20 protein-coding genes are annotated in these 22,357 nt (G+C 55.6%); 14 read left to right on the top strand and 6 right to left on the bottom strand.

The genetic code is table 11. The annotated features are described in order from the left end of the window. Nucleotides 1-309: 309 nt before the first annotated feature. The 6 genes from ACR0J7_RS19930 to ACR0J7_RS19955 all read left to right on the top strand — a co-directional run bounded on the left by ACR0J7_RS19930 (nucleotide 310) and on the right by ACR0J7_RS19955 (nucleotide 4,541). Entirely contained in the window at nucleotides 310-1,560 is a 1,251-nt protein-coding gene (locus ACR0J7_RS19930) for an MFS transporter (RefSeq protein ID WP_480871526.1), read from the top strand. Between the two features lie 71 nt (nucleotides 1,561-1,631). Beyond that, nucleotides 1,632-2,048: a VOC family protein gene (locus ACR0J7_RS19935; RefSeq protein WP_480871525.1), complete on the top strand. Its 417-nt coding sequence runs from the start codon at nucleotides 1,632-1,634 to the stop codon at nucleotides 2,046-2,048. Nucleotides 2,049-2,276: 228 nt separating this feature from the next. Continuing rightward, a complete protein-coding gene (locus ACR0J7_RS19940) occupies nucleotides 2,277-2,846 on the top strand; it encodes a DUF2087 domain-containing protein (protein WP_480810085.1) in 570 nt (189 codons plus the stop codon). Next, complete coding sequence (locus ACR0J7_RS19945) at nucleotides 2,839-3,219, top strand: GFA family protein (RefSeq protein ID WP_480871523.1); 381 nt, start codon at nucleotides 2,839-2,841, stop codon at nucleotides 3,217-3,219. Before ACR0J7_RS19940 ends, ACR0J7_RS19945 begins: the two co-directional genes overlap by 8 nt. Before the next feature lie 31 nt (nucleotides 3,220-3,250). Continuing rightward, on the top strand, nucleotides 3,251-3,787 hold the full coding sequence (locus ACR0J7_RS19950; RefSeq protein ID WP_480667931.1) for an AAA family ATPase: 537 nt from the start codon (nucleotides 3,251-3,253) through the stop codon (nucleotides 3,785-3,787). Nucleotides 3,788-4,052: 265 nt separating this feature from the next. Continuing rightward, entirely contained in the window at nucleotides 4,053-4,541 is a 489-nt protein-coding gene (locus ACR0J7_RS19955; RefSeq protein ID WP_480900605.1) for a GNAT family N-acetyltransferase, read from the top strand. 48 nt (nucleotides 4,542-4,589) lie between these two features. On the opposite strand, the gene ACR0J7_RS19960 is transcribed toward ACR0J7_RS19955, so the two are convergent. Then, complete coding sequence (locus ACR0J7_RS19960) at nucleotides 4,590-6,131, bottom strand: ankyrin repeat domain-containing protein (RefSeq protein ID WP_480871519.1); 1,542 nt, start codon at nucleotides 6,129-6,131, stop codon at nucleotides 4,590-4,592. Between the two features lie 353 nt (nucleotides 6,132-6,484). Here ACR0J7_RS19960 and ACR0J7_RS19965 point away from each other — a divergent pair, with 353 nt between their 5' ends. Together ACR0J7_RS19965 and ACR0J7_RS19970 are read left to right on the top strand one after the other, a co-directional pair. Further along, entirely contained in the window at nucleotides 6,485-7,567 is a 1,083-nt protein-coding gene (locus ACR0J7_RS19965; protein WP_480871518.1) for a class I SAM-dependent methyltransferase, read from the top strand. Between the two features lie 96 nt (nucleotides 7,568-7,663). Continuing rightward, nucleotides 7,664-8,119, top strand: a complete 456-nt coding sequence (locus ACR0J7_RS19970; RefSeq protein WP_480871517.1) for a hypothetical protein — start codon at nucleotides 7,664-7,666, stop codon at nucleotides 8,117-8,119. A 337-nt stretch (nucleotides 8,120-8,456) separates the two neighbouring features. On the opposite strand, the gene ACR0J7_RS19975 is transcribed toward ACR0J7_RS19970, so the two are convergent. Together ACR0J7_RS19975 and ACR0J7_RS19980 are read right to left on the bottom strand one after the other, a co-directional pair. Then, complete coding sequence (locus tag ACR0J7_RS19975) at nucleotides 8,457-9,785, bottom strand: MATE family efflux transporter (protein ID WP_480871516.1); 1,329 nt, start codon at nucleotides 9,783-9,785, stop codon at nucleotides 8,457-8,459. A gap of 256 nt (nucleotides 9,786-10,041) precedes the next feature. Next, entirely contained in the window at nucleotides 10,042-10,806 is a 765-nt protein-coding gene (locus tag ACR0J7_RS19980) for a helix-turn-helix transcriptional regulator (RefSeq protein ID WP_480912149.1), read from the bottom strand. Between the two features lie 105 nt (nucleotides 10,807-10,911). Between ACR0J7_RS19980 and ACR0J7_RS19985 the strand changes: the two genes are divergently transcribed. Continuing rightward, nucleotides 10,912-11,340 (top strand): hypothetical protein, encoded by a 429-nt coding sequence (locus ACR0J7_RS19985; RefSeq protein ID WP_480871515.1) that lies wholly within the window; start codon nucleotides 10,912-10,914, stop codon nucleotides 11,338-11,340. Between the two features lie 1,080 nt (nucleotides 11,341-12,420). Here the strand turns inward: ACR0J7_RS19985 and ACR0J7_RS19990 are convergent. Both ACR0J7_RS19990 and ACR0J7_RS19995 read right to left on the bottom strand, forming a co-directional pair. After that, nucleotides 12,421-13,752, bottom strand: coding sequence for a GH1 family beta-glucosidase (locus ACR0J7_RS19990; RefSeq protein WP_480871514.1), 1,332 nt, complete (start codon nucleotides 13,750-13,752; stop codon nucleotides 12,421-12,423). Nucleotides 13,753-13,754: 2 nt separating this feature from the next. After that, the gene (locus tag ACR0J7_RS19995) at nucleotides 13,755-14,786 is read right to left on the bottom strand and encodes a LacI family DNA-binding transcriptional regulator (RefSeq protein WP_480495814.1); all 1,032 of its coding nucleotides are present in this window, start codon (nucleotides 14,784-14,786) and stop codon (nucleotides 13,755-13,757) included. Nucleotides 14,787-14,996: 210 nt separating this feature from the next. Here ACR0J7_RS19995 and ACR0J7_RS20000 point away from each other — a divergent pair, with 210 nt between their 5' ends. From ACR0J7_RS20000 to ACR0J7_RS20020, 5 genes are all read left to right on the top strand, one after another. After that, a complete protein-coding gene (locus ACR0J7_RS20000) occupies nucleotides 14,997-16,265 on the top strand; it encodes an ABC transporter substrate-binding protein (RefSeq protein ID WP_480915432.1) in 1,269 nt (422 codons plus the stop codon). Nucleotides 16,266-16,331: 66 nt separating this feature from the next. Further along, nucleotides 16,332-17,339: a carbohydrate ABC transporter permease gene (locus tag ACR0J7_RS20005; RefSeq protein ID WP_480489051.1), complete on the top strand. Its 1,008-nt coding sequence runs from the start codon at nucleotides 16,332-16,334 to the stop codon at nucleotides 17,337-17,339. A gap of 3 nt (nucleotides 17,340-17,342) precedes the next feature. After that, complete coding sequence (locus ACR0J7_RS20010; protein WP_480489052.1) at nucleotides 17,343-18,491, top strand: carbohydrate ABC transporter permease; 1,149 nt, start codon at nucleotides 17,343-17,345, stop codon at nucleotides 18,489-18,491. 9 nt (nucleotides 18,492-18,500) lie between these two features. After that, a complete protein-coding gene (locus ACR0J7_RS20015) occupies nucleotides 18,501-20,156 on the top strand; it encodes an alpha-amylase family glycosyl hydrolase (protein ID WP_480915434.1) in 1,656 nt (551 codons plus the stop codon). 3 nt (nucleotides 20,157-20,159) lie between these two features. Continuing rightward, entirely contained in the window at nucleotides 20,160-21,242 is a 1,083-nt protein-coding gene (locus ACR0J7_RS20020) for an ABC transporter ATP-binding protein (RefSeq protein WP_480509102.1), read from the top strand. A gap of 443 nt (nucleotides 21,243-21,685) precedes the next feature. Here ACR0J7_RS20020 and ACR0J7_RS20025 read toward each other — a convergent pair whose 3' ends face one another. Continuing rightward, on the bottom strand, nucleotides 21,686-22,306 hold the full coding sequence (locus tag ACR0J7_RS20025; RefSeq protein WP_480915436.1) for a tyrosine-type recombinase/integrase: 621 nt from the start codon (nucleotides 22,304-22,306) through the stop codon (nucleotides 21,686-21,688). Between the last annotated feature and the right edge of the window lie 51 nt (nucleotides 22,307-22,357).

Genomic DNA, 22,357 nt, shown 5'->3' on the forward strand with positions numbered 1-22,357 from the left:
CATATCCTGCTCACGGGCGAATACAGGTGGAAAACCAGGTGATCTACGGGCTTAGGGTGTCATTCTGCACTCAGCCGGAGCAGACCCCAAAATCGTGGGAATGCCAGTCGTAGCTTTCGCCTGACGCTGGCTCAATCGTTTCCCCGAGATAGCGGGGTCGATCAGATGTAGTCGGCGTGCTGTACTTCATTGACGAATCCTCGATAACAGTCGTCTCCCTGTCGACAAACAGACATACCATCCTTCGCTATCAATCGCCAATCAGTCGGGCACCGTGCCCGATGTTTTGCACTCGATGGGTTAGCCACCATGACAGAACGATCCCTAATGGCCTGGTTCGCCGCGGGACACTTCGCCATCGACTGGCCAATTGCAGCGCTATGGTTGATCGTGCCGGCTGCTGGTCTACACATGGGCTTTTCCCCCGCTGAGGTCGGTCTACTGTTTACGCTGTTCAGCATTGGCGGCGCTTTGGCCTACCTGCCAGCAGGCCTCATCGCAGATTGGGTTTCGAACCGCGGTCGTCTTCTTGTCGGCACCTTTCTCTGGGTCGTCGTGGGATATGTTCTCGCAGCAGCGGCGCCAGGATTTTGGAGCCTTGCTATCCTTCTGGCGCTCGCTGGTATGGGCAACGCGGCCTGGCATCCGATCGCAACTGGAATATTGACGAGCACCAACAAGGCGACACGCGCCCGCGCCTTGGGAGTGCATGCCGTTGGAGGATCCTTTGCGGAGGTCTTCGCGCCACTGTCGATCGGGTTGCTTCTGTCGGCCCTCGATTGGCCCGTTGCTTTGGCGCTTTCCGTGCTTCCAACCGCTTTGGTTGGCGTGTGCTTTTTGTGGGTCGCACGGGCGGTTCCTGCCTCCGAAACTTTGCGTATCAATCGCAAGGAGCTCTTACTGCTTCTGAAGACGTGGCGCAGTCGAAAGGGGATCCGCCTCGTTGCCATGGTCTCGCTCTACAATATGGCATTGATCGCTCTGCTAAGCATGATCCCACTCTACTTGGCGACGGTTCACGCACTTGCACCCAGTATGATAGGGGGCATCTTCGCAGCTATGCTTGTGTCCGGGGCGCTCGCCCAACCGTTGGTCGGATCAATTTCTGACAAGCTCAACCGCTTCTCGATCCTCGCAACTGGAAACGGCTTTGCTGCCTTGGCTATCGGTGTACTGGTGTTCGAGCCTCCGTTCTGGATCATGATAGCCCTGATGGCCTTTGGGGTCGCTTCGCTGGACGCAGTTCGAGCGACAATGCTGGCAGCTACAGTTGATCACTCGGATCGCAACGAAAGTACGACGCTGGGTTTCGCGTTCACTTTGCTGGACGGGGTAGGCGCGTATGGAGCGGTTTTGGCCGGGATCGTCGCTGGCATATCCTGGGGTGCCATGTTTGGCCTTTCTGCGGCGTTTGCCGGCGGTGCGGCCGTTCTTGCCATCGGCACTCTGCCCGCTTCAGCACGACCCAATGATTTTCCATCAATTGATCCGCTTGGTAGAAATCGCATGACTATCGAAGAGGCTAAGGCCGAACATGCGCGGCGATACTGGTTTATATGATCAAATGCGCGAACCGCCGCGACTAAACGCGTCAAGCGACGAATGGGAACAAATCACAAGGATGCTTAACTATGATTGCCTACATCACAATAGGTGCCGATGACATGAAGAGCGCTGAACGCTTCTACTCCGCGTTTCTGCCAGATCTCGGATATCAGCTGGAACACTATCACGGTGACCTGAGCTATGCGCTTCCTACAAAGCCGGGGCAGGCGCCAAACCTCCCTGAGTTCTATGTCAAATCTCCTTTTGACGGGAAGCCCGCATCAACAGGAAATGGCACGATGGTCGCGTTCGAGGCGCGCAGCCAACAACAGGTTCGTGATCTTCATGCCGCTGCACTTGAGGCGGGTGGAAGAGACGATGGAGCGCCGGGCTTCAGAGAGGCCTACGGACCGAACTTTTTTGTCGGCTACCTGCGCGATCCTCAAGGCAACAAGATCGCGTTATTCTCCAGCGATCAGAGCGAACCAAGAAGAGACGGATGAAGGAAACTGTCTGGTTGGGCGGGCAATACAACGATGGCCTTGGCCTCGGTCGCATCATTTGCTATCTACTTTGCACGGTCGGCAGAAACCGAGGCGTCGCTGCTCCTCCGGGAGAGCTAAACCTGCCAAACAGATCGAACGGCAAAGCATTCACTAACACAGTTGAGAGCGCCGCTTCGTTAAGCCAGCGACCGACGATCCAGCAATGGCGCTTGATGTGGAAGCCCCATGCCTAAAATCTCTCTGCCGTTACACGCGGACGACTTGACCGTGTTTGTGCGATCCCTCGCCAAGCAACTCGGTGACGCAAGCCCGCCGCACCTCGTGCTCATGAATATGGCTGCGCGTGCCGCAGGTTTTCAAAACGTCCAACACATGCGCTCGGTCCATGCCGCTGGTCAAAGGCTTGCGCGCGCAACCAACGGGCAAACTGTTGATGCGAGAACCGTAGAGCGCGCCTTGTATCAATTCGATGCCAATGGTCGTCTCCTTCGCTGGCCGTCCAGACGCAACGTGCAAACGCTTGCTCTTTGGGCGCTCTGGGCAAGACTTCCGCCGGCACAGTCGATGATGGAGCAGGAAGTCAACGAGCGTCTGATTCTCGAACACGCGTTCGAAGATCCAGCAACCCTGCGGCGCACAATGATTTCTGCCGGGCTTCTGACGCGTCAAAACGATGGTACCGACTACCGACGCGTCGAACAGGAGCCGCCAGTCGAGGCGAAAGCTCTCATTCAAGCACTGAACATGCGGCGCCGAAACCGTATGCCAAAAGCAGAGGAGGTCGGCCATGCATAGAGGATCTTGCCTTTGTGGCGCCGTAAAGATCGTCGTCGAAAGTGACCTGCCACGCCCCACCGCGTGCCACTGCCAGCAATGTCGCAAGCATTCCGGTCATTTTGAGGCCTCCATAGATATTCCCCGTACAGCACTTCGGATCGAAGGCGAGGATGTAGTGCGCTGGTACCAGTCTTCTGAAAAGGCGCGACGGGGCTTTTGCGGCACCTGTGGATCAACACTGTTCTGGGATCCGATCCACCATGACTGGACGGCTGTCGCCATGGGCGTATTCGATGGTCCAACGCATACGTCCCTCGCGATGCATATCTTCGTGTCCGAGAAAGGGGACTATTACGAGATCGCAGACGGACTCCCTCAAAACGAACGTTAGCGCGAAGCAGAATTGGTTTTCGGAAACAGAGATGAGACAAAAGTTGATTTTGCTGACAGGCTGTTCTGGTGGCGGGAAGTCAACGTTACTTCAGGCCCTCGGCGAGCGCGGACACGCTACGGTGACAGAGCCCGGTCGACGGATTGTTGCGGATGAATTGGCCCGATCGGGTCACGCTTTGCCGTGGGTCAACATGCACGCATTCGCATTGCGTGCCATTGAGGTTGCAATGAGCGACTTGCACGCAGCGCGTGAGTTAGAAGGTTCTGTCTTTTTTGATCGCGGGTTGGTCGATGCAGCTGTTGCTTTAGCGAGTTCCGGCGGACAGGACTTATCAGAAACACTCGGAAAAACGCGGCAATATGCGAAGCAAGTTTTTGTGGCTCCGCCATGGAAAGAGCTTTTCACGCAGGATGGTGAGCGCAGACACGACTTCTGCGCAGCAGTTCAGGAGTATCACCGTATTTTGTGCGCATTAGATACCCTTGGCTACTTGAGAACGGAGCTGCCAAGGGTATCAGTGCAACAACGCGTTGAATTCGTTCTGAGCATATGCGGTGCAGCTTAGACCAGTGGTCCGCTTCTAACCCATCAAGCTCTCGACTTTGCACCCGCAGCGAACGGCGGCAGTACGGGCTGCACCGCAGCATCGGAGGCGGGCAACGAATGTCTCTTATGGGCCGCCATTGCAGCTCGAGTTATCGGGTCACTTAGCTGCAGTCGGGAGCCGGGGTAGCGCCAAAACAAACCCTTGGTTCTTAAGGCATAGTGCCACGTCGCCAGAGATTAGCAGATGGTCTTATACATATGTCCCCTGTTTGCTACCTTTAGCCATGCTTACCCCTAACCGATATGCGTTTCGCAAGGTGACGTCGGCTGATCTTGCGATGATCTCAGAATGGCAATCGCACCCACATGTTCGCGAATGGTGGGATTCCAATGAGCCAAGCACGAACAACGAATTGGAAGACGCGCGAGTCCGACGATGGATCGTTTCGCTTGCGGAACGCCCGTTTGCATATATCCAGGATTACACTGTTCACGGTTGGGAGGATCACCATTTCTATTCCCTTCCGCCGGGATCTCGGGGCATCGACCAGTTCATTGGTGAGCCAGATATGATCGGGCGCGGGCACGGCCCGGGCTTTATCTCTGAGCATCTTAAACGGGTGTTTTCCGCAGGAGCCCCGGTTGTCGCAACAGATCCGCACCCGGACAATGCGCGTGCGATCGCGGCCTATCACAAGGCGGGATTCTCTGCCTTTGGTGAAGCGCGGCAAACGCCCTGGGGGCCGATCCTGCCGATGAAGGTCAGCCGTTAAAAAATCTGGCTACGGCAGCCTATACGTCTGGCGCAAGCACTTCGAACCTTAGACGACTCCGTGTTCCGAGACTTGCAGGGGATGCGCTTCCGCCCAGTCAGCAAGAAAGGCGGACATCTCGGGAACGGTTGCAAATTGCGAGGCCTTTCGCGGAAGCGCCACACCGGTCTCCAGCGCCAGACGCGCGCATTCGATGTGATGGCGATGCGCCCTTTGTGGGCAGTTTTCTGACCCGTGAACAATCGTTGACAGCAGTGTCCCTCCGTAGGCATTTGTGTGGTTCAGGTCCGGGTTTTGGTTCAGGAAATACGACATGACGTCGGGCATTCCTTCCCAACCGGCAAGGTGCAGGGGCGGCATTCCCATTTCGTCCGGCAGATTTGGGTCAAAGCCAATTTCGACCAGTCGATGCATGTGAGGCAGGGTTCCTTCACGCCAGACGAGGCGGCAAAGAAGAAACCTCATCTCTTGCGACAGGGCACTCATGTCGATCTGGTCGTCGTCCTTTGACGCTGCGTCCGCTGCCCGTGCGAGTTGCTCTTCGGTCAACGTCAACTGCGTGGATGCACCTGCGCGCTCCAGAACTGACGCGACATCCGTGTTTCCGAAGATGCGGGCAAAGGCATAGGGAGAATGGCCGCGGCTAACAGCACTTGGGTTCGCGCCGTGCTCCAACAAAAGCCGAGCGATTTCGCCCGAAGCCAAACGCCGGGCTGCCTGATGCAAGGCGGGGATCACCAAGGAAGGTTCACCCGACGGACGAGGATTGATGCCTTCATTGGGATCAGCGCCGTGTTCCAGCAACAGCCGGACTGCATCGGTGCTGTTGAAGTCAATCGCCCTCGGCAACGCATTTGTTCCTTTCGGATTTGCCCCATGTTCCAACAACAAACGAAGACTTTTGGTATGGCCCAGTTCAGTGGAATGGTGGAGGGATTCATTGTCGTCGGGATTTGCCCCATGCTCCAACAGCCACCTGGCCAAAGGTATGTTGTCTGCATGACTGATGGCGCCATAGAGAGCGGACAAGCGTTGGTCTGTCTCGGAGTCGAATGCAAAACTGTCATTTACGTCAGCGCCGTGTTCGACAAGCAATTCCGCCATGGCGAGCATCTCGGGTTCTTTCTCAGGCGCTGTCTTGATGTATTGCGAAAACGCCAGGTGGCACATTGGTCGCCGCGGAGGGTATTCGCGCGACGCGGCATTCGCATCTTGCGCCAGGATCTTGTGCATCGCTGCTACGTCATACAGCGCGACGAGAAGAGGTACCTGACCGTCTGCGAGGTCTGGTTCATCCGCGAGCAGATGTACGACTGTCTCGTGTGAACCATTGTAAAGCGCCCAACGCAGCCGCCCCTGTTTCTGCGCGCGATCCATACCTTGCGTTTCAACGGCAAGTTTCAATGCTGGCCACGAAGCGTATCCAGTCTCGCGCGCTATGACATGCAGACAATCCGCGTGTTTGTAGGCCCCGATTGCGGGGGTTGCGACAATGCCGTGGACACGCAACATGGCGCCTTTGTCGCCTTCTGTCAGAGCCTTGCCTAAAGCCTTGGCATCACGGCGCAGTTGATCGAGTGATTTGGTCATCGGTCTTCCCTCCACTGCCCGTCGGTCCGCTAATCCGGGCTGAGAAACCGATGTGGTTTTCACACATTCTGTGCGAGGTGCCGATGACAGCTTTCCGCGGACCAGGGGGCCGCCTCGGAACGGCCTCAGGTCAACGTAGCGTTTGCCAATATGTCCCGCAAGCCGGTTGCGGATCAAAGGCCAACTTGAGCGATTTCTGTTCGCATCAAGTGGCCGTCGGATGGTCTGCGATCGCGGCTTTTCGGTTGGCTACATGCTACCTGCTTTGTGTCAGGCAATTCATCGATTTTGAGCAACAAACAATGTAAACTGTAAGCTCTAGCTGCCAACCCAACTGCACGTGGGAGGATCGAATGAACGATAGGAGCAGCCCAACTGAGGGAATGATTGACTATGCAGGGAATTCCCTCCCGCAGAAGCACTCAATTCAATCTCGCGCAGACGATGTTCGGGAAATGGCCGACAAGGTTCTGGCCTCATCAGACGAAATACACATCGCTGACTATGGCTGTGGCACAGGATCTAACGCGATCTTGTCGGTCAAGCCTGCTGTAAAGTCTTTTGCTGACCGCTACCCAAGTCGCTCCATCTTTGTTCACCATGTCGATCAGGCGGAAAACGATTGGAATACCCTATTCGATTTTGCTGCTGGCCAAGACGGTTACACCAATCTCTCTTCCAGTATTCGCCCTGTTGCAAGCGTAGGTAGCTTTTTCTCAATGGCTGCACCGACCGCTACCATTGACGTCGGGACTTCGTTTGGGGCGAGCCATTGGCTCAGCACACAGCCCCTGGTCTCTTCAAAGGGCACGCTGTGGTTCGCAGATTTGCAGGGAGAAGCTCGCCTGGAGCTCAAAAGACAAGCGCAACGAGACTGGGAAAGTTTCCTAACTTTCCGACATAGTGAATTGCGAAGTGGCGGCAGGCTTATGGTCTCAACACTGGGCTCCATCCCGGATGCGAGCGAGGTTAATGGCGTTTGTAGTTCTGGCCGGCACACCTATCGCGCGATGTACGACGTTGCCGAAACGATGGTGAAAGACGGGTTAATATCTGAGCACGCGCTGCGGGACTTCGTAATGCCAATCTGGTTTATGTCCAGGGAAGAGGCACTAGAGCCATTTCAACGTAACAAGGAATTGGCAGATGGATTTTTGATCGAAAGAGCTGAGGTAGCTCCGGCTCAGCAAAAACCGGATGATATCTTTGCAGATCAGATCAATGCGCCCCAAGAGTACGCAGCAAGCTATAAAGGCTTTGTTCGCTCCTTCACCGAGTCCACGTTCAGGCAATCCTTGTTACGCAGTGACACTGAGCAGAAGACCGAACCTCTTCTGGATCAGTTTTATGATCGCTTTGAAGCGACCATCAAGGAAGGAGGGGGAAAATACGCCTTTGAAATCTGGTTGTTGACGATCGAGCTTAGAAAACAATGAGCGAACATCTATGCTGGCTTGTTTCAATCCTACGCTTTCGCAAGGCTTGTCGAAATAGTTCGCCAGCCCTTTTTTGTTCTACATAGGAGTGTCAAAATGCGTTTTCTTGCCGCCATGCTTATTCTCACCTATGCCCTTCCTGTTTCAGCTGACAGCGCTCTAGAATGCGGTCAATTTACTGTCTACTTAGAAGACCTGAAGATCACGTCTGGTGGCGACAAAATCGGGGATGTTGCAGTTGGGCACGTCACGGTTTTCGGTGAAGATGGTCAGGTTGTTGGTATGCAGAATGTCACGACGCTGATAGCGCCTGGCGCAAGTGAGGGCAAAACCCAGCTTATCGTTAACGCCTACCTAACAATCGACGGCAACCAGCTAATCTATTCTGGCTCGTACCCAGCCCCGAGCAGTCCCGACACCGTGCCCCACTTCGAAACCCAATTGGCAGTTGTCGGTGGCACTGGCGTGTTCAAAGGCGCAAGTGGTCAGGTGAAGTTCTTCAAAAAAGACAACAAGCGCGCTGCTGAGTTTGATGTCAAGTGCACCGGTTAGCCAAAGTCTTCAAGTACCGAGGGTGGATAGAAGTAAAGCAAGTTAATGGCTACTATTGGCCTAGATGAAAACAGGCAGCGACTCTGTCTGCGTTCTTTGCGTTCCGCGCTAGTTAGCATCTAGCACCTGCAGCGAAACTCTCCTCTAATTGACCGCATCGCATTGATGGAAAGCCTCGATCAATGTCCGGTTTGACCGCAATGGCGGGTTTTGATCCCGTATCTCTCCTATCACGCCTGACGCCCAAGATGTCGCAGCCCTAAGATCTGGCAAGTCATATCACTCCGTCGCGAAGTGGCTCGCGGCTAAGTTTTCCCAATCGAATACCCCCAAAAATTCAGGGCCGTGTCAGCGCCCAGAACCGCAAGGGCAGGGCGATAGCTGCTGCCACCAGACCCAGAGTATAGCCGATCCAGACGCCGACGGCTCCGAGATCAAAGAGGAAACCCAGTGCATAGCTGGCCGGCAAGGCAAGCGGCCAATAGGCTGTCAGGGTAATTATCGTCGGCAGGTTCATGTCCGACATTCCCCTCAGCGCACCCAAAGCAGTGCCCTGAACGCCGTCCGCAACCTGCAGCAGTGCCACGATAAAAAACAACGTGACCGCGAGGTCAACGACGGCCGGGTCATCCGACATGCTTTCCGCCATCATCCGACCAGCGGTAATGAAGACGATGGCGGCAACTGCCTGCCATAGCGTGACCATCACAAAGGACGCCTTCAGGATCGGTCTGAGCCTTTCTCGACTCCCTGCGCCGACTGCAAGACCCACACGGATCGAGGCAGCACCCGCCATGCCAAGCGGGATCATATAGGCCAGCCCCGCAAGCGCGTTGACGATTTGATGGGCGGCCAGCGCCTCGGCCCCCAACCAACCCATCATCAGGCCCACCACGGCGTAGGCTCCGCCCTCACCTGCATAGCCAAGACAGAGCGGCAGGGCGTCTTTGGCCTGTGACCAGACATCCGCCCATGCAACAGTCACCCGTTGGCGAAAGGCGGCCAGCCCTGGCGCGCGTATCAAAACGTAAATCCCGGCTAACAGCGACGTACATTGCGACAGTATGCTGGCCAGGCCAGCGCCCAGAATTCCAAGATCAAGGATGTGAATGAAGGCATAGTTTGCGGGTACGTTGAACAGGACACCCAGATAAGACAGCGCCACGGCCGTCCAGGGCCGCCCAACGGCGTCGAACAGAGCCTTCAGGCCGAAAAACAGCGTGAAAGGCACGATCCAGATCGCCATCGACATCCAGTACGGCAGAAGGATCGCCAGAACCTCCCTCGGTTGACCCAAAGGCCCCAGCAACGGATAGAGCGCCATCATCACCAACGCCGCGCCGCCGCCGCCCAGAAGGCACAGCAACAGCCCGCTGCGCAACGAAAGCGCAACCCGCGCGGCATCGCGTGCGCCTTCGGCCTGGCTGATCTGCACGGAAATAGCCGTGATCACGCCCCAAAGGGCGGAGATCAGGATGATCAGAACGGCTGTGGTCACACCGGCCGCCGCCAGCGGGATTGTTCCAAGCGGAGAAATCATGGCCGTATCTACGACGCCGATCAATAGCGCTGCGGCCAGCCCGACCATCAGCGGCACGGCCAGCCGGATCAACGGCGTGAATTCGGCGCGGGTGGGCGCCTGCGAAATCAGGATTTGGTCTGTCATGGGTCACCTGCCGGAAAAGATCCGGCGAAAAAGTCGCGGTCAGGAGCTTTAAGCTCAGAATGAAGAGGGGCTGCTCAGCCCTGCGACGGGAACACCATGAAATTGGTCCTTTTGGGGGACAAGATAACAGGTAAGGTTCTAGGGGAAGAATTGTTCGGCGTCCAGATCGCTTTTGCAGGCTGTTTGTCGAACTCTGCCAAGGTCAGGAATGAGCAAGGTTCACCGGGACGTGATAAGGCTCTTGCAAAACCATGATTTAATTGGCAGCCAATTGGGCAAGGTCACGCAGAATTTTGGCACTTTGGTCGTCGGCCGGAAAAAACAGCTCAATCTTCAAATCGTCCAGCGTGACGTCCGTGACTGTGCTGAATTGCGCAATCGTTCCAAATAGGGAAAGCCGCTGACCCCCAAAGCGGTAGATCGTAGAAATTGTCGGCCCGATCGCCGCGTCACTGCGGGCGTGCCCCTGTTGCGACAACGCGCGCGCCGCGGCATCCAGTGCGGGTACGCCGCCCGCGTTGGCGCTTTCAGCGCGCAGGCGCAACATCGTGTGATGCGCAACCTCGGGCCAGTTTTCAACAAGCTCAGGCATCAGCGGACTGGTCAGCAGGTCCAGCAGGCTTTGCCCTTCGCCGATCCCCAGTGGCTTGAAAAGCCTTTGTGCTCCGCTGTTGAGCATCACAACATTCCAGAGCCGGTCCAGTACCATTCCTGGGTAAGGGGCATGCTGCTGAAGTGTCCATTCGACCGCATCCCGGATTGGCGACATCGCCGCGTCATCAATCGGTGTTGCCTCAAAACGCGGCGCGAACCCTTCGGCGCGCATCATCTGATTTCGGGTTTCGACCGGAAGGTTCATGACCTCAGATAAATGAAGGATCATGTCCGGGCTGGGCCGGGACCGCCCGGTTTCTAGAAAGGAGATATGGCGCGCGCTGACTTCAGCTTCGACCGCGAGGTCCAGCTGGCTCATCCTCCGTCGCTTTCGCCACTCTTTCAGCATGCCGGGATAGGGTGTCATGACCTGAGTTTAGCAAGGGTCCGGACAGAATTCACTTACCTTTGAGGTAATTGATTTGCGTCCCCTGCAAGCTGCATGAAGGGCGCATATCGAAAGGAGAAACTCATGACCCAACAACAGTCAGCAATGCGAATATCAGGCGGTGTGCTTGTTGCAACCGGGGCGCTTTTTGCGCTGGCCGCGTTTCAGTTTCTTCATCCCGTTGCGCATATCTTTCTGCAAATCGCGTATTGGCCAATGCACGCCGTTCCCGCGGAGCTGATGGTTCCGTCGCCTTTATTGCTGGTGATCACCGGTGGCCTGACGGTTGGCTTGGGGGGAATGCAGTGGGCGCTGGGAACCTATGTTGCTCCGGTATCGGCGACAGCCGCGACCAAGACCGCTCAGATTGCGGCATGGTCCTGGTTTTGCGCCGACAGTTTAGGCTCTATTCTAGTAGGTGCGCCCTTCAACGTCGTACTAAACCTGTCCTTTCTGGTCCTGATCCTGTTGTCTTGCCGCCCCGGCACGGCAAACAAACCCGCAACATCCTGACGTGAAGTGGAATTTACTGGGTTAAAAGATGGACTGGCTACTCTAGAAAACCTTCAATGGTCGAGACGACTTCAACGTCAGTTTTTGCATCGGACATGCTGGTGTTCTCAAGGGCGCTGCTGTTTTCGCACTTGGCTTGAGCTGGTCGAATATGGGCAGGATTTCCTCTTCCAGTTTGGCCGGCTTTTCTTCGGACCAGCCGACCTTGGTCTTTGCAGGTTGCAGGATGCGTGCGAAACGATTTCTCCGGCGGCCTTGAAAAATTGTCTATAGGAACTGCAAACCGCAGGGTCCGTTTATCGCGCGGAAGGAGAATAGGCATCCCTCCGGGCACGGATCGATTGATAAAAGCAAGGGCAGCTTAATGCCCTTGCTTGGACGGCTCCTTAAAAAGGGAACCGATAATGCGAAGGAGGTGGGTGTTCAGCCTCCGGTGGAAGACCAACGTCCTTCCTCAGATGAGCCGGCAACTCGGCTCTCTTTCGTCGAATAGGCCGTTCCACACTGGGTCGCCGGTCGAAGATAGCCGCTAGCCGCAGTAAGAGGCCGCGCGACCAGCCAATTGGTATGTGAAGTGATAAGCTTGGCATTGTTCTCTCCATGAAATGATGGAAAGCCGCCACATGAGGAAAACACAAAAAAGGCCGCTCACGAGGCGGCCTTCAGATCGGAAATCTGTCAGACCGCTTTAACGGGCTACTGCGCCTACCGCGCGAAGTATTGAGGTCTGACAATTCAGCATATCTGATATCTCCTGTATCAGGGTTTCCGGTTCGTCTTGTTACCAGACGAATGGTCTCAGTTCAACAAACCACACATGTATTGGTCGAATTCCGCCGGATAGCCAGCTCACACCCGTTGGGAAGAAACCAATGTATTGTTCTATTCGCAACCAGTGGCGACGGCGGCGGCACTTGTAATTTCTCAAACTCTGCGTTCGCATCGAACGGCAGCTTTGTGGACTTGCAATCGCAGAATCTCGATTGTCGGTCGAATGTCGGCTCTGGGCCGGGAATTTGTCCGTTTCGTCAATTTGCGGAATTGGCGACATAAGAAGAGGGTTCGGTACCAACTCTTCGTTCAGTAAGAAACTCTGCAACAGATCCGTGCAGCAAGCATGTCCTTCCATGCGAAGTAAGACGCTTTCGGAGTTCGCTTCATTGAACTGAAATCTACATCAACCAGGCCAAAGCGTTTTTCATACCCCAAGGCCCATTCGTAATTGTCCAATAGGGACCAGACAAAGTACCCCTTAACCGGAACCCCTTCGCCCAAGGCGACCTGGACTGCCGACAAGTGTTGATCCAGATAGTCGATACGGTCATCGTCTTGTTGACGCTCGGGGCTGGCCATACCGTTTTCGGTCACGAAGATCGGCAGGTCGCCGGTGTATTCACGTGCTGCTCGGATCAGGAACCTGCTCAGCGCGGTGGGGTCGATTTCCCAACCCATTTGGGTCTTCGGCAGAGGGCCGGGAACCTCAGCGAGACTTGGCCACGCTGTTTCTGCGGGCGCGATAAGTTTACGGGTGTAGTAGTTCAGTCCGCACCAGTCTACGGGTGCTCCGATGCTATCGAAATCATCTTGCCAGCCCGACGGAAGGTGGGGCTCCAGCCCCTCCAGAACATTCTCGGGATAGGCCTTGTTGAACACGCCGCCCAGAAAGAACCGGTTGTATATTCCGTCATACAGAGCGGCGGCCTGTTGTGCCTCGGCGCTGTCATCGGCGGGTTCGGCCCATTCCAGATTGAATACGCCGCCCAGGTTAGACATGCCCAACCCACGCATCGTCTGAATGGCCTGACCATGGGCCAGCAGAACGTGATGCATAGCGCGCGCCGTGGCTCGAATATCGCGCAGCCCGGGAGCGTGGTGCCCTTCGAAATGGCTCAACCAACTGACACACCACGGTTCATTGATGGGGGCGACGCTGTACATGCGGTCGCCAATCCGTCCCATGATGACCTCAGTGAAATCGGAAAACCAACCGGCAATATCCCGGTTGCGCCAACCGCCCAAGTCGGCCAGGGGCGACGGCAGTTCCCAGTGATACAGTGTCGCGCACGGACGGATGCCACGCTCCAAAAGCGCGTCGGTCAGGCGATCATAAAAATCCAATCCCGCCTGATTAACAGGTCCGCGCCCCTCGGGCATCACACGCGCCCAGCTGGTTGAGAAGCGATAGCAATCGAATCCCGCGTCGCGCACAAGATCAAGATCCTGTTCAAACCGGTTCAGGTGATCACAGGCCAGATCGCCGTTTTCTCCCCGCACTACATTTCCGGGTGTCGCTGCAAACGTATCCCAATGTGTCGAACCGGCGCCGCCTTGGGCATGGCCTTCGATCTGGTAAGCAGAGGTGGCGACTCCGAAATGGAAGTCATTGGGGAAATCGCTGCGCGTATGTTTCATTGTCAGATCCTGTTGGGTGCTGGGCCGGTTGATTTGCCAACAACCAGTTCCGCCTCAAGCAATCTGGTCTTGACCGGATCGTCAGGCGATTTGATCCTCTCAATCAACATCTCGGCGGCCAGCTCTCCTGCATGCCGTACTGAGGACCGCGTTGCTGTAAAGATGGGCACATCCTGTCCGTTTTTGAGATAAGAAAGGTCATCATCATGCGCGATGACCGAGACATCCCGGCCAATTCGCAGCCCTGCCTCGTCCAGCGCCCGCCTCACACCAATCGCTGAAATCATCGAGGATGCCAGAATGGCGGTTGGTGGATCGTCCAGTTGCAGCATATCGCGGGTTTCATGATGGCCGTAGACCTCGGTCATTTCGGCGCTGCGCATTAATTGTGGGTCCGGGATCAAGTCCGCCTGTTCCAGCGCTTGTAGGTATCCGGCACGACGGCGCTGTGCGAAATCCATATCCTCAAGCCCGTTAATCAGGGCAATCCGGCGGTGACCCAAGTCGATCAGGAACTGTGTTGCGCGCCGAAAGGAGCTTTTGTTGTTCACATCGATCCAGTCATACTCTGCATCTATCCCGGTCGAACGACCGTGTACGATAAATGGTACCGCCATCCGGTTTAGCAGATCGATGCGACGCTCGTTGACCTTGGGGCCTTGCAAAACGACGCCATCCACGGCTCCGCGCTGAAACAAGCTGCGATAGGCCCCTTCGATCGAAGTGTCATCCGCGGTGGTGAACATCATGTCGTAGCCGTTCGCAGAGTATGTCCGCGCAGCGCCGGCGACAAAGTCGCCGAAGATCGGGTTCACCATCTCGTGCTGGGACGAACTGGGGATGACGTGCCCGATCACCATGGACTTGCCAGTCGCCAGACCTTTGGCGCGGCTGTTTGGCCGATAGCCATGCTTGTCTGCAGCGGCCTGCACGCGCACACGAGTCGCCTCGTTCACCTCTGGATAGCCGTTCAGCGCGCGACTGACCGTTGTCTGCGAAAGACCGAGAATCTCAGAGAGCTGCTTCAGGTTCATTGTGTTCAAAGCGCCTTCAAATGGATGCTCACTTGTTTTGTTGTGGTTTTTTGCTTCCGTCAACCCGTTTTGGCAATGAGGTCAAAATCGGCAATAATTGAGGGGTAGAAAACGATATGTTGACAGAATCTGATTGCCAGCAGATAAAGTGCAACATCCAAAGCGCTTTGAAAATCTTGCAATGCGCAGATATTACTGGGAGGAGATTTCATGAAACACGCGCTTTATGCAGGTGTGGCCACATTCGCCCTGATGGCGGGAACGGCTCAGGCTGATAAGGTTACCGTGTTCGGGCCATGGCTGGGCCCGGACCAGGAAAACGTCGAAGCGGTTCTGGATGGCTTTGCAGCCGCGACAGGCCACGACTACGCGTATGTTGGTTCAGATAGTTTCGAGCAGCAGATCAGGATTGATGCAGAGGCAGGCTCGGCGCCGAGTATAGCCGTTTTCCCGCAGCCTGGTCTGGCGGCGGATATGGCCAAGTCGGGTTTTCTGACACCGTTGGGCGATGGCACCGCTGATTGGGTTCGTGACAATTACGCAGCCGGACAATCTTGGGTAGATCTGGGCACTTTTCCGGGGCCCGAAGGGCAGGATCACCTTTATGGGCTTTTTTACAAGGTAGATGTGAAATCCCTTGTTTGGTACGTGCCTGAGAATTTCGAGGATGCCGGTTACGAAGTTCCGACCACGATGGAGGAACTGAAGGCTTTGACCGATCAGATCGTCGCAGACGGAGAGACGCCGTGGTGCATCGGTTTGGGTTCAGGTGGTGCGACCGGTTGGCCAGCGACCGATTGGGTCGAAGACATGATGCTGCGCACTCAATCGCCCGAGGACTATGACGCCTGGGTGTCCAATGAAATGAAGTTCAATGACCCGAAAGTGGTCGCTGCCATCGAAGAGTTCGGCGCGTTTGCACGCAATGATGACTATGTTGCGGGCGGGGCAGGTACGGTCGCAACGACCGATTTCCGTGACAGTCCAAAGGGCATGTTCAGTTCGCCACCACAATGTTACATGCACCGTCAGGCGTCGTTCATCCCGGCATTCTTTCCTGAAGGCACGGTTGTCGGTGAAGATGTTGATTTCTTCTACTTCCCCGCATATGAAAGCAAGGATCTGGGTAGCCCGGTTCTTGGTGCCGGCACGCTATGGGCAATCACCAATGACAGCCCGGCTGCACATGATCTGATCGCCTATCTGCAGACCCCCGAAGCACATGAGACATGGATGGCCCTGACCGGCTTCCTGACGCCACACAAAGGCGTTGATACCTCCGTGTTCTCGGATCCGACGCTCAAGAAGATGAACGACATTCTTCTGGGTGCGACCACCTTCCGGTTTGATGGTTCGGACCTGATGCCGGGCGGCGTAGGGGCCGGCACATTTTGGACCGGTATGGTTGACTATGCTGGTGGAAAGCCCGCTCAGGAAGTTGCTGACGAGATCCAATCTTCCTGGGATTCGCTGGACTAAGCGCGTTAAAACCCGGGCGGTCTGCGCGTCAGGCCACCCCTTTTCCCCTTCGCAACGGAGAGCATGATGCATCCGGCAATTCAGGGCCTGCTGACCATCGCCATAGGCGTATCGGGCTGTGTGGGCTATTTCTTTCTGTCCAACCAGTTTCTGGACAAGGTTCTGTTCCCTGCGCGCGGGCCGAATGCCGGCCGCAACATCAACCGCGCGAATATGATCCGGCCTTGGCTGTTTTTGCTTCCGGCGCTTGTAGCGATTGGCCTATATCTGGCCTATCCGGTAGTTGAGACGTTGCGCCTGTCGCTCACGGATCGCATCGCCGGTGGTGGGTATAAGTGGGTTGGTCTCAATAACTACGTCCAGATGGTGGCAGAACCGAAATTCTGGGAAGCCATGCGCAACAATTTGTTCTGGCTGATCGTGGTCCCTGCAATGTCGACTGCATTTGGTCTGTTGGCAGCTCAGCTAACTGATCGGATCCGCTGGGGTAACATCGCAAAAGCACTGATTTTCATGCCGATGGCGATCTCTTTCGTCGGGGCTTCGGTCATTTGGAAACTGATCTACGATGCGCGTCCGGCCGAGCAAGACCAGATCGGGATTCTGAATGCGCTTTATCTGTTCTTTGGTGGGGCCGAGCCGCAAACCTGGCTAACCATTCCGTTCTGGAACAATTTCTTCCTCATGGGGATCCTGATCTGGATTCAGACAGGCTTTGCCATGGTGATACTGTCCGCCGCTTTGCGCGGCATCCCCGAAGAAACCGTCGAGGCGGCGGTTTTGGATGGGGCCAATCCCTTCCAGATATTCTTTAAAATCAAGGTGCCTCAAATCTGGAACACAATTCTGGTTGTTTGGACAACCATCACCATTCTGGTCCTGAAGGTCTTCGACATTGTTTTCGCGATGACAAATGGCCAGTGGGAGACACAGGTTCTGGCCAACTACATGTACGACAAGATGTTCCGCGCCAATGATTGGGGCGTGGGTTCGGCATCGGCCATGGTGATCATGTTGCTGGTGACGCCGATCTTGGTCTGGAACATCCGCAACGCACGCCGGGAAATGGAGTAGGGGATGAGCGATATTGCAGGAACCAAACCCGCCCTTAGATGGATCGTCCAGGCCTCGGTCCTCTTTCTCGTGGTGCTTTGGGTAATACCGACACTGGGATTGTTGATCTCATCCTTTCGCACGGCTGACCAGATCGCGACCAGTGGCTGGTGGAAATCCCTGTTCCCGTCCGAACAAAACCTGACGCTACGCACGGCCGTGCCCAATACGCAAATTCTGAAAAACGGGACGTATGTGATTGAAGGGAACCTGTTCGACGAAGGGCAGAAAGCTACGATCTCAAAGTGGGGTGTCAGCTCCCGCGCGGTGGATGCGTATGAACCCGGTCAGACAGCGGAATTGCGTCGTGGCGGGACTATCACGGTCGATGCAAACGGGAACTACAAAGCGGAAAATGAAGAGGAGTTTACTGGCAGCCGCGGCCCGCGTGTTTTCGTAAGTGCAGAACTTCCACCCGAGTTCACGTTGGACAATTACCACAAGGTTCTCTTGGCCGAGAACAGCACCGACAGTATGGGTCGGGCGTTCTTTAATACTCTCACAGTGACCATTCCTGCCACGATCATCCCTATCCTGGTTGCGGCGTTCGCCGCTTATGCGTTGGCGTGGATGGAGTTCCCGGGCCGCGCGTTGCTGATCGCAGCTATTGTCGGGCTTTTGGTTGTTCCGCTTCAGCTCGCACTGATCCCTTTGCTGAAATTCCATCTTAATATTGGGATCGGCAAAGGGTATCTGGGTGTCTGGATGGCCCACACTGGCTTTGGAATGCCGCTGGCGATTTACCTTCTTCGCAGCTACATGGCCGGTCTGCCACGTGATTTGATCGAGAACGCGCGGGTCGACGGGGCGTCTGAGTTCCAGATCTTTACGAAACTGATCCTTCCACTCAGCTTCCCGGCGCTGGCGTCTTTCGCGATCCTGCAGTTCCTGTGGACCTGGAACGACCTTCTGGTGGCCAAAGTCTTCCTGATTGATGCATCAGGTCAAACCACCGTCATGACCAATCGAATTGTCGAACTGCTGGGTACAAGAGGGGGCAACTGGGAAATCCTCGCCACCGCTGCGTTTGTTTCGATCATTGTTCCACTGATTGTTTTCTTCGCAATGCAAAAATACCTGGTCCGTGGCCTGCTGGCCGGATCCGTCAAATAGAGGCGTCTGATGAACGTGCAGAACACTGTAGAACTTTCCAAATCAACCAAAGCAAAGTCAGAGTGGTGGCGCGGTGGCGTGATCTATCAGATCTATCCGCGCAGCTTTCAGGACAGCAATGGTGATGGGATCGGTGACTTGAAAGGGATCACCCAACGTCTGGATTACATTGCGGATCTGGGGGTCGATGCGATCTGGATCTCGCCCTTCTTCAAATCTCCGATGAAGGATTTCGGCTACGACGTCAGCGATTATCGCGATGTGGATCCTATGTTCGGCTCGTTGGAAGATTTCCGCGAGTTACTCGATCAGGCCCATGACAAGGGTCTGAAAGTGATGATCGATTTGGTGCTGTCACACACATCTGATCAGCACCCTTGGTTCGGTGAGAGCCGCGCCAATCGGGACAACCCGAAATCCGACTGGTATGTTTGGGCCGACCCTAAACCGGACGGCACACCGCCCAATAACTGGTTGTCTATCTTTGGCGGTTCAGCGTGGCAGTGGGAGCCTCGTCGCCTGCAATATTTTCTGCATAACTTTCTGAGTTCGCAGCCAGACCTGAACTTTCACTGTAACGAAGTGCAAAACGCACTGCTGGATGTGGCTCGGTTCTGGCTGGACATGGGCGTGGATGGTTTTCGCCTGGACACGATCAACTTTTATTTCCACGACAAACATTTGCGGGACAATCCGGCCCTTCCGGTCGAAGAACGTAATGCATCAATTGCGCCTGCGGTGAACCCCTATAACCACCAGGATCACCTTTATTCCAAAAGTCAGCCCGAGAATATCGCCTTCCTCGAAAGGTTGCGCGCGCTGACCGACGAATATGAAGGCCGTGCCTGTTTGGGTGAAGTCGGTGATGCACAGCGCGGGCTGGAAATCATTGGTCAGTACACCTCGGGCGATCAACGAATGCATATGTGCTATGCCTTCGAGTTTCTGGAAAAGCGTGCGTTGACCGCGCCTTATGCAAAGCAGGTCTTTGATCAGCTCGAGGAAAAGGCAGGCGACGCATGGCCATGCTGGGCGTTCTCGAACCATGATGTTGAACGTCATGCCTCGCGCTGGGACCTAAACGATGCGGCCATTCGCCAGCACGCGGTTCTGATGATGTGTCTGCGCGGCTCTGCCTGTTTGTATCAGGGAGAGGAACTGGGCTTGCTCGAGGCAGATGTTCCGTTCGAGAAACTGCAAGACCCCTATGGCATCGAGTTCTGGCCCGAGTTCAAGGGTCGCGACGGATGTCGCACGCCAATGGTTTGGGCGACGCAGGACGAACATTCAGGCTTTAGCACCGGTGAGCCGTGGTTGCCTGTTAGTATGGCCCAAACGGAAAGAGCCGTTGACCGGCTCGAGGCGAACGACCAATCGATGCTGCACCATTATCGCCGCGCAATCGCCTTGCGCCGCGTCCACCCAGCACTAACTACGGGTGCGCAGTCCAACATGAAACAGGTTGGACCTGTGCTGACTTTCCAGCGTGAGGATGCGTCTGAAGCGGTGTTTTGTGCTTTCAACCTTGGAACGGAAGCTCAGCGGGTCGACTTGCCCTTGGGTGATTGGCGGGTCATCGGGCGGGAACTCGGCGGTAGCGACGGTGCAGGAAGCGTTACGCTGCACCCCGCACAGTTTTGTCTGATGGCTAAGGTTAAGGGGTAAACCATGTCAGAACTCAAACTTACGGATGTCGCGAAATCCTATGGTCCGGTCGATGTTCTGAAACATATCGATCTGGATATCGCAAAGGGCGAGTTGATCGTCTTTGTCGGTCCATCGGGTTGCGGAAAATCAACCTTGTTGCGAATGATTGCCGGGCTGGAAAAGATCACCGGCGGCACCTTGGAGATCGAAGGGCAGGTCATGAATGATGTGCCGCCCGCCCAAAGGGGCATTGCCATGGTGTTTCAGTCCTATGCGCTCTACCCACATTTGACCGTGCGCGAGAACATGGCATTTGCACTGAAGATCGCCAAGATGCCTGCTGCCGAGATCGATGCCGCCGTTGAACGCGCGGCCCAGACCCTTCAACTGGATCCGCTCTTGGATCGTCTGCCCAAGGCTCTGTCCGGAGGGCAACGCCAGCGCGTCGCTATCGGGCGCGCCATCGTGCGAGACCCCAAGGTCTATTTGTTCGACGAACCGCTTTCGAACCTCGATGCTGCGCTGCGCGTTGCAACCCGGATCGAGATTGCGCGCCTGAAAGAGGCGATGCCCGAAAGCACAATGATCTACGTGACCCACGATCAGGTTGAGGCGATGACGCTGGCCAGCCGGATCGTCGTTCTTGCCAACAAAGGCATCGCGCAGGTTGGTACGCCACTGGAACTGTACGAAACGCCGGATAACGAGTTTGTGGCGCAGTTCATCGGATCGCCCTCTATGAATCTGCTGTCTGGCAATATTTCCAAAACCGGGGATTTGACAGAGGTCACACTTGATGCGGGCGGAAAAGCCGTTTCATCCATTTCGACCACGCCCGAACAAATGGGTTTGCAGGTCAATATCGGCGTACGACCTGAGGATTTCGTTGCCGACGCCGCCGCTGGGTTTCTGGACGGCACTGTCGATTTTGTCGAAGCCCTGGGTGAAGTGACCTTGCTGTATTTTGCCAGCAGGCCGGGGGCTGAGAATATCGTCGCCAAGTTTCCTGGCGTTGAACGAAACCGACGTGGGAAAGCTGTCAAATTGAATGCGGACCCGAGCAAAGTGCATCTGTTTCACAATGGTTTGTCAATGCGGAAATGATGAGGGCTTTGTCGCGAACTTTTGGCCAGGAAGTCTTGGTGTTAATGGCGTTTCGGACTTTGATCGAGGCAGACAGTAACAATTTCATTCAAAGGCGCTCATTTCCCAAGGGACGTGATACTACACGCAGTGTTCTTCGATCTTCGTTACCCAGTGTCCTAGGATCTATTGCAAAGTTTCTTACTGAACGAAGAGTTGGTACCGAACCCTCTGCTTGTGCCGCCAATGCCGCAACTTGGCGAAACGGACAGATTCCGGGCGTAAGCTGACCTTTGCGGATCATGTGCGTCACTTCGCTGCTCACTTTGCCCGCAAGGCAGACGTCGGACAACTCGTCGATCTCGCAGATTAAGCGAATGGCCGGTTCGTTGAAGCTGCACCGCAGCGTGGCCAGAGGCGATGAATGACCAGTTTGGGCCGCCCGCGTAGGCGACCCAACTGCACTAGATTTCAATGGCTTCAGCGATGGCCAAGGCATCCTCGAGTTCGACACCGAGGTATCGGACCGTACTGTCCATCTTCGTGTGGCCCAGAAGGAGCTGAACCGCGCGAAGGTTTCCGGTCTTCTTGTAGATCTGAGTGACCTTGGTTCTACGCATCGAATGCGTGCCATAGGCGCTTGCCTCCAGACCAATCGACGTGACCCAGTCGCGGACGATTCGAGCATACTGACGGGTCGAGATGTGCAGCCGCTCATGGAAGCGGCCCGGCCAAAGGTACTCGGAGCCGATCATCACCTCGTCTTCCATCCACTTCTCGACCGAGGCGCGAGTCCCTTCGGATATCTCAAATCGCACAGGTTTCTGTGTTTTGCTCTGTAAGACCGACGCCCGTTCCTTGATCTGACCTGTCGCCATAACATCAACGACTTTCATCTTCACCAGGTCGCAACCGCGGAGCTTGCTGTCGATCGCCATATTGAACAGTGCCAGATCGCGATGGTTCTCAGCGAGTTCGAGCCTAACCCGGATCGCCCAGACGTGTTTTGGCTTCAGGGGGCGCTTTTGACCAACAATACGTCCTTTTGGACGTGTCGCGGTTTGCTGCCGCTCCTTTGATAGCATTTATTGCAGCAAAGGAGACGAACTATGGGACTGAAACGGACGGACGAATTT

The organism is Ruegeria sp. O4 (assembly GCF_056535125.1).

Bases quoted from the DNA above. Each gene is read 5' to 3' on its own strand.
- ACR0J7_RS19930 (WP_480871526.1), top strand. From the start codon at position 310: ATGACAGAACGATCCCTAATGGCCTGGTTCGCCGCGGGACACTTCGCC.
- ACR0J7_RS19935 (WP_480871525.1), top strand. From the start codon at position 1,632: ATGATTGCCTACATCACAATAGGTGCCGATGACATGAAGAGCGCTGAA.
- ACR0J7_RS19940 (WP_480810085.1), top strand. From the start codon at position 2,277: ATGCCTAAAATCTCTCTGCCGTTACACGCGGACGACTTGACCGTGTTT.
- ACR0J7_RS19945 (WP_480871523.1), top strand. From the start codon at position 2,839: ATGCATAGAGGATCTTGCCTTTGTGGCGCCGTAAAGATCGTCGTCGAA.
- ACR0J7_RS19950 (WP_480667931.1), top strand. From the start codon at position 3,251: ATGAGACAAAAGTTGATTTTGCTGACAGGCTGTTCTGGTGGCGGGAAG.
- ACR0J7_RS19955 (WP_480900605.1), top strand. From the start codon at position 4,053: ATGCTTACCCCTAACCGATATGCGTTTCGCAAGGTGACGTCGGCTGAT.
- ACR0J7_RS19960 (WP_480871519.1), bottom strand. From the start codon at position 6,131: ATGACCAAATCACTCGATCAACTGCGCCGTGATGCCAAGGCTTTAGGC.
- ACR0J7_RS19965 (WP_480871518.1), top strand. From the start codon at position 6,485: ATGAACGATAGGAGCAGCCCAACTGAGGGAATGATTGACTATGCAGGG.
- ACR0J7_RS19970 (WP_480871517.1), top strand. From the start codon at position 7,664: ATGCGTTTTCTTGCCGCCATGCTTATTCTCACCTATGCCCTTCCTGTT.
- ACR0J7_RS19975 (WP_480871516.1), bottom strand. From the start codon at position 9,785: ATGACAGACCAAATCCTGATTTCGCAGGCGCCCACCCGCGCCGAATTC.
- ACR0J7_RS19980 (WP_480912149.1), bottom strand. From the start codon at position 10,806: ATGACACCCTATCCCGGCATGCTGAAAGAGTGGCGAAAGCGACGGAGG.
- ACR0J7_RS19985 (WP_480871515.1), top strand. From the start codon at position 10,912: ATGACCCAACAACAGTCAGCAATGCGAATATCAGGCGGTGTGCTTGTT.
- ACR0J7_RS19990 (WP_480871514.1), bottom strand. From the start codon at position 13,752: ATGAAACATACGCGCAGCGATTTCCCCAATGACTTCCATTTCGGAGTC.
- ACR0J7_RS19995 (WP_480495814.1), bottom strand. From the start codon at position 14,786: ATGAACCTGAAGCAGCTCTCTGAGATTCTCGGTCTTTCGCAGACAACG.
- ACR0J7_RS20000 (WP_480915432.1), top strand. From the start codon at position 14,997: ATGAAACACGCGCTTTATGCAGGTGTGGCCACATTCGCCCTGATGGCG.
- ACR0J7_RS20005 (WP_480489051.1), top strand. From the start codon at position 16,332: ATGCATCCGGCAATTCAGGGCCTGCTGACCATCGCCATAGGCGTATCG.
- ACR0J7_RS20010 (WP_480489052.1), top strand. From the start codon at position 17,343: ATGAGCGATATTGCAGGAACCAAACCCGCCCTTAGATGGATCGTCCAG.
- ACR0J7_RS20015 (WP_480915434.1), top strand. From the start codon at position 18,501: ATGAACGTGCAGAACACTGTAGAACTTTCCAAATCAACCAAAGCAAAG.
- ACR0J7_RS20020 (WP_480509102.1), top strand. From the start codon at position 20,160: ATGTCAGAACTCAAACTTACGGATGTCGCGAAATCCTATGGTCCGGTC.
- ACR0J7_RS20025 (WP_480915436.1), bottom strand. From the start codon at position 22,306: ATGCTATCAAAGGAGCGGCAGCAAACCGCGACACGTCCAAAAGGACGT.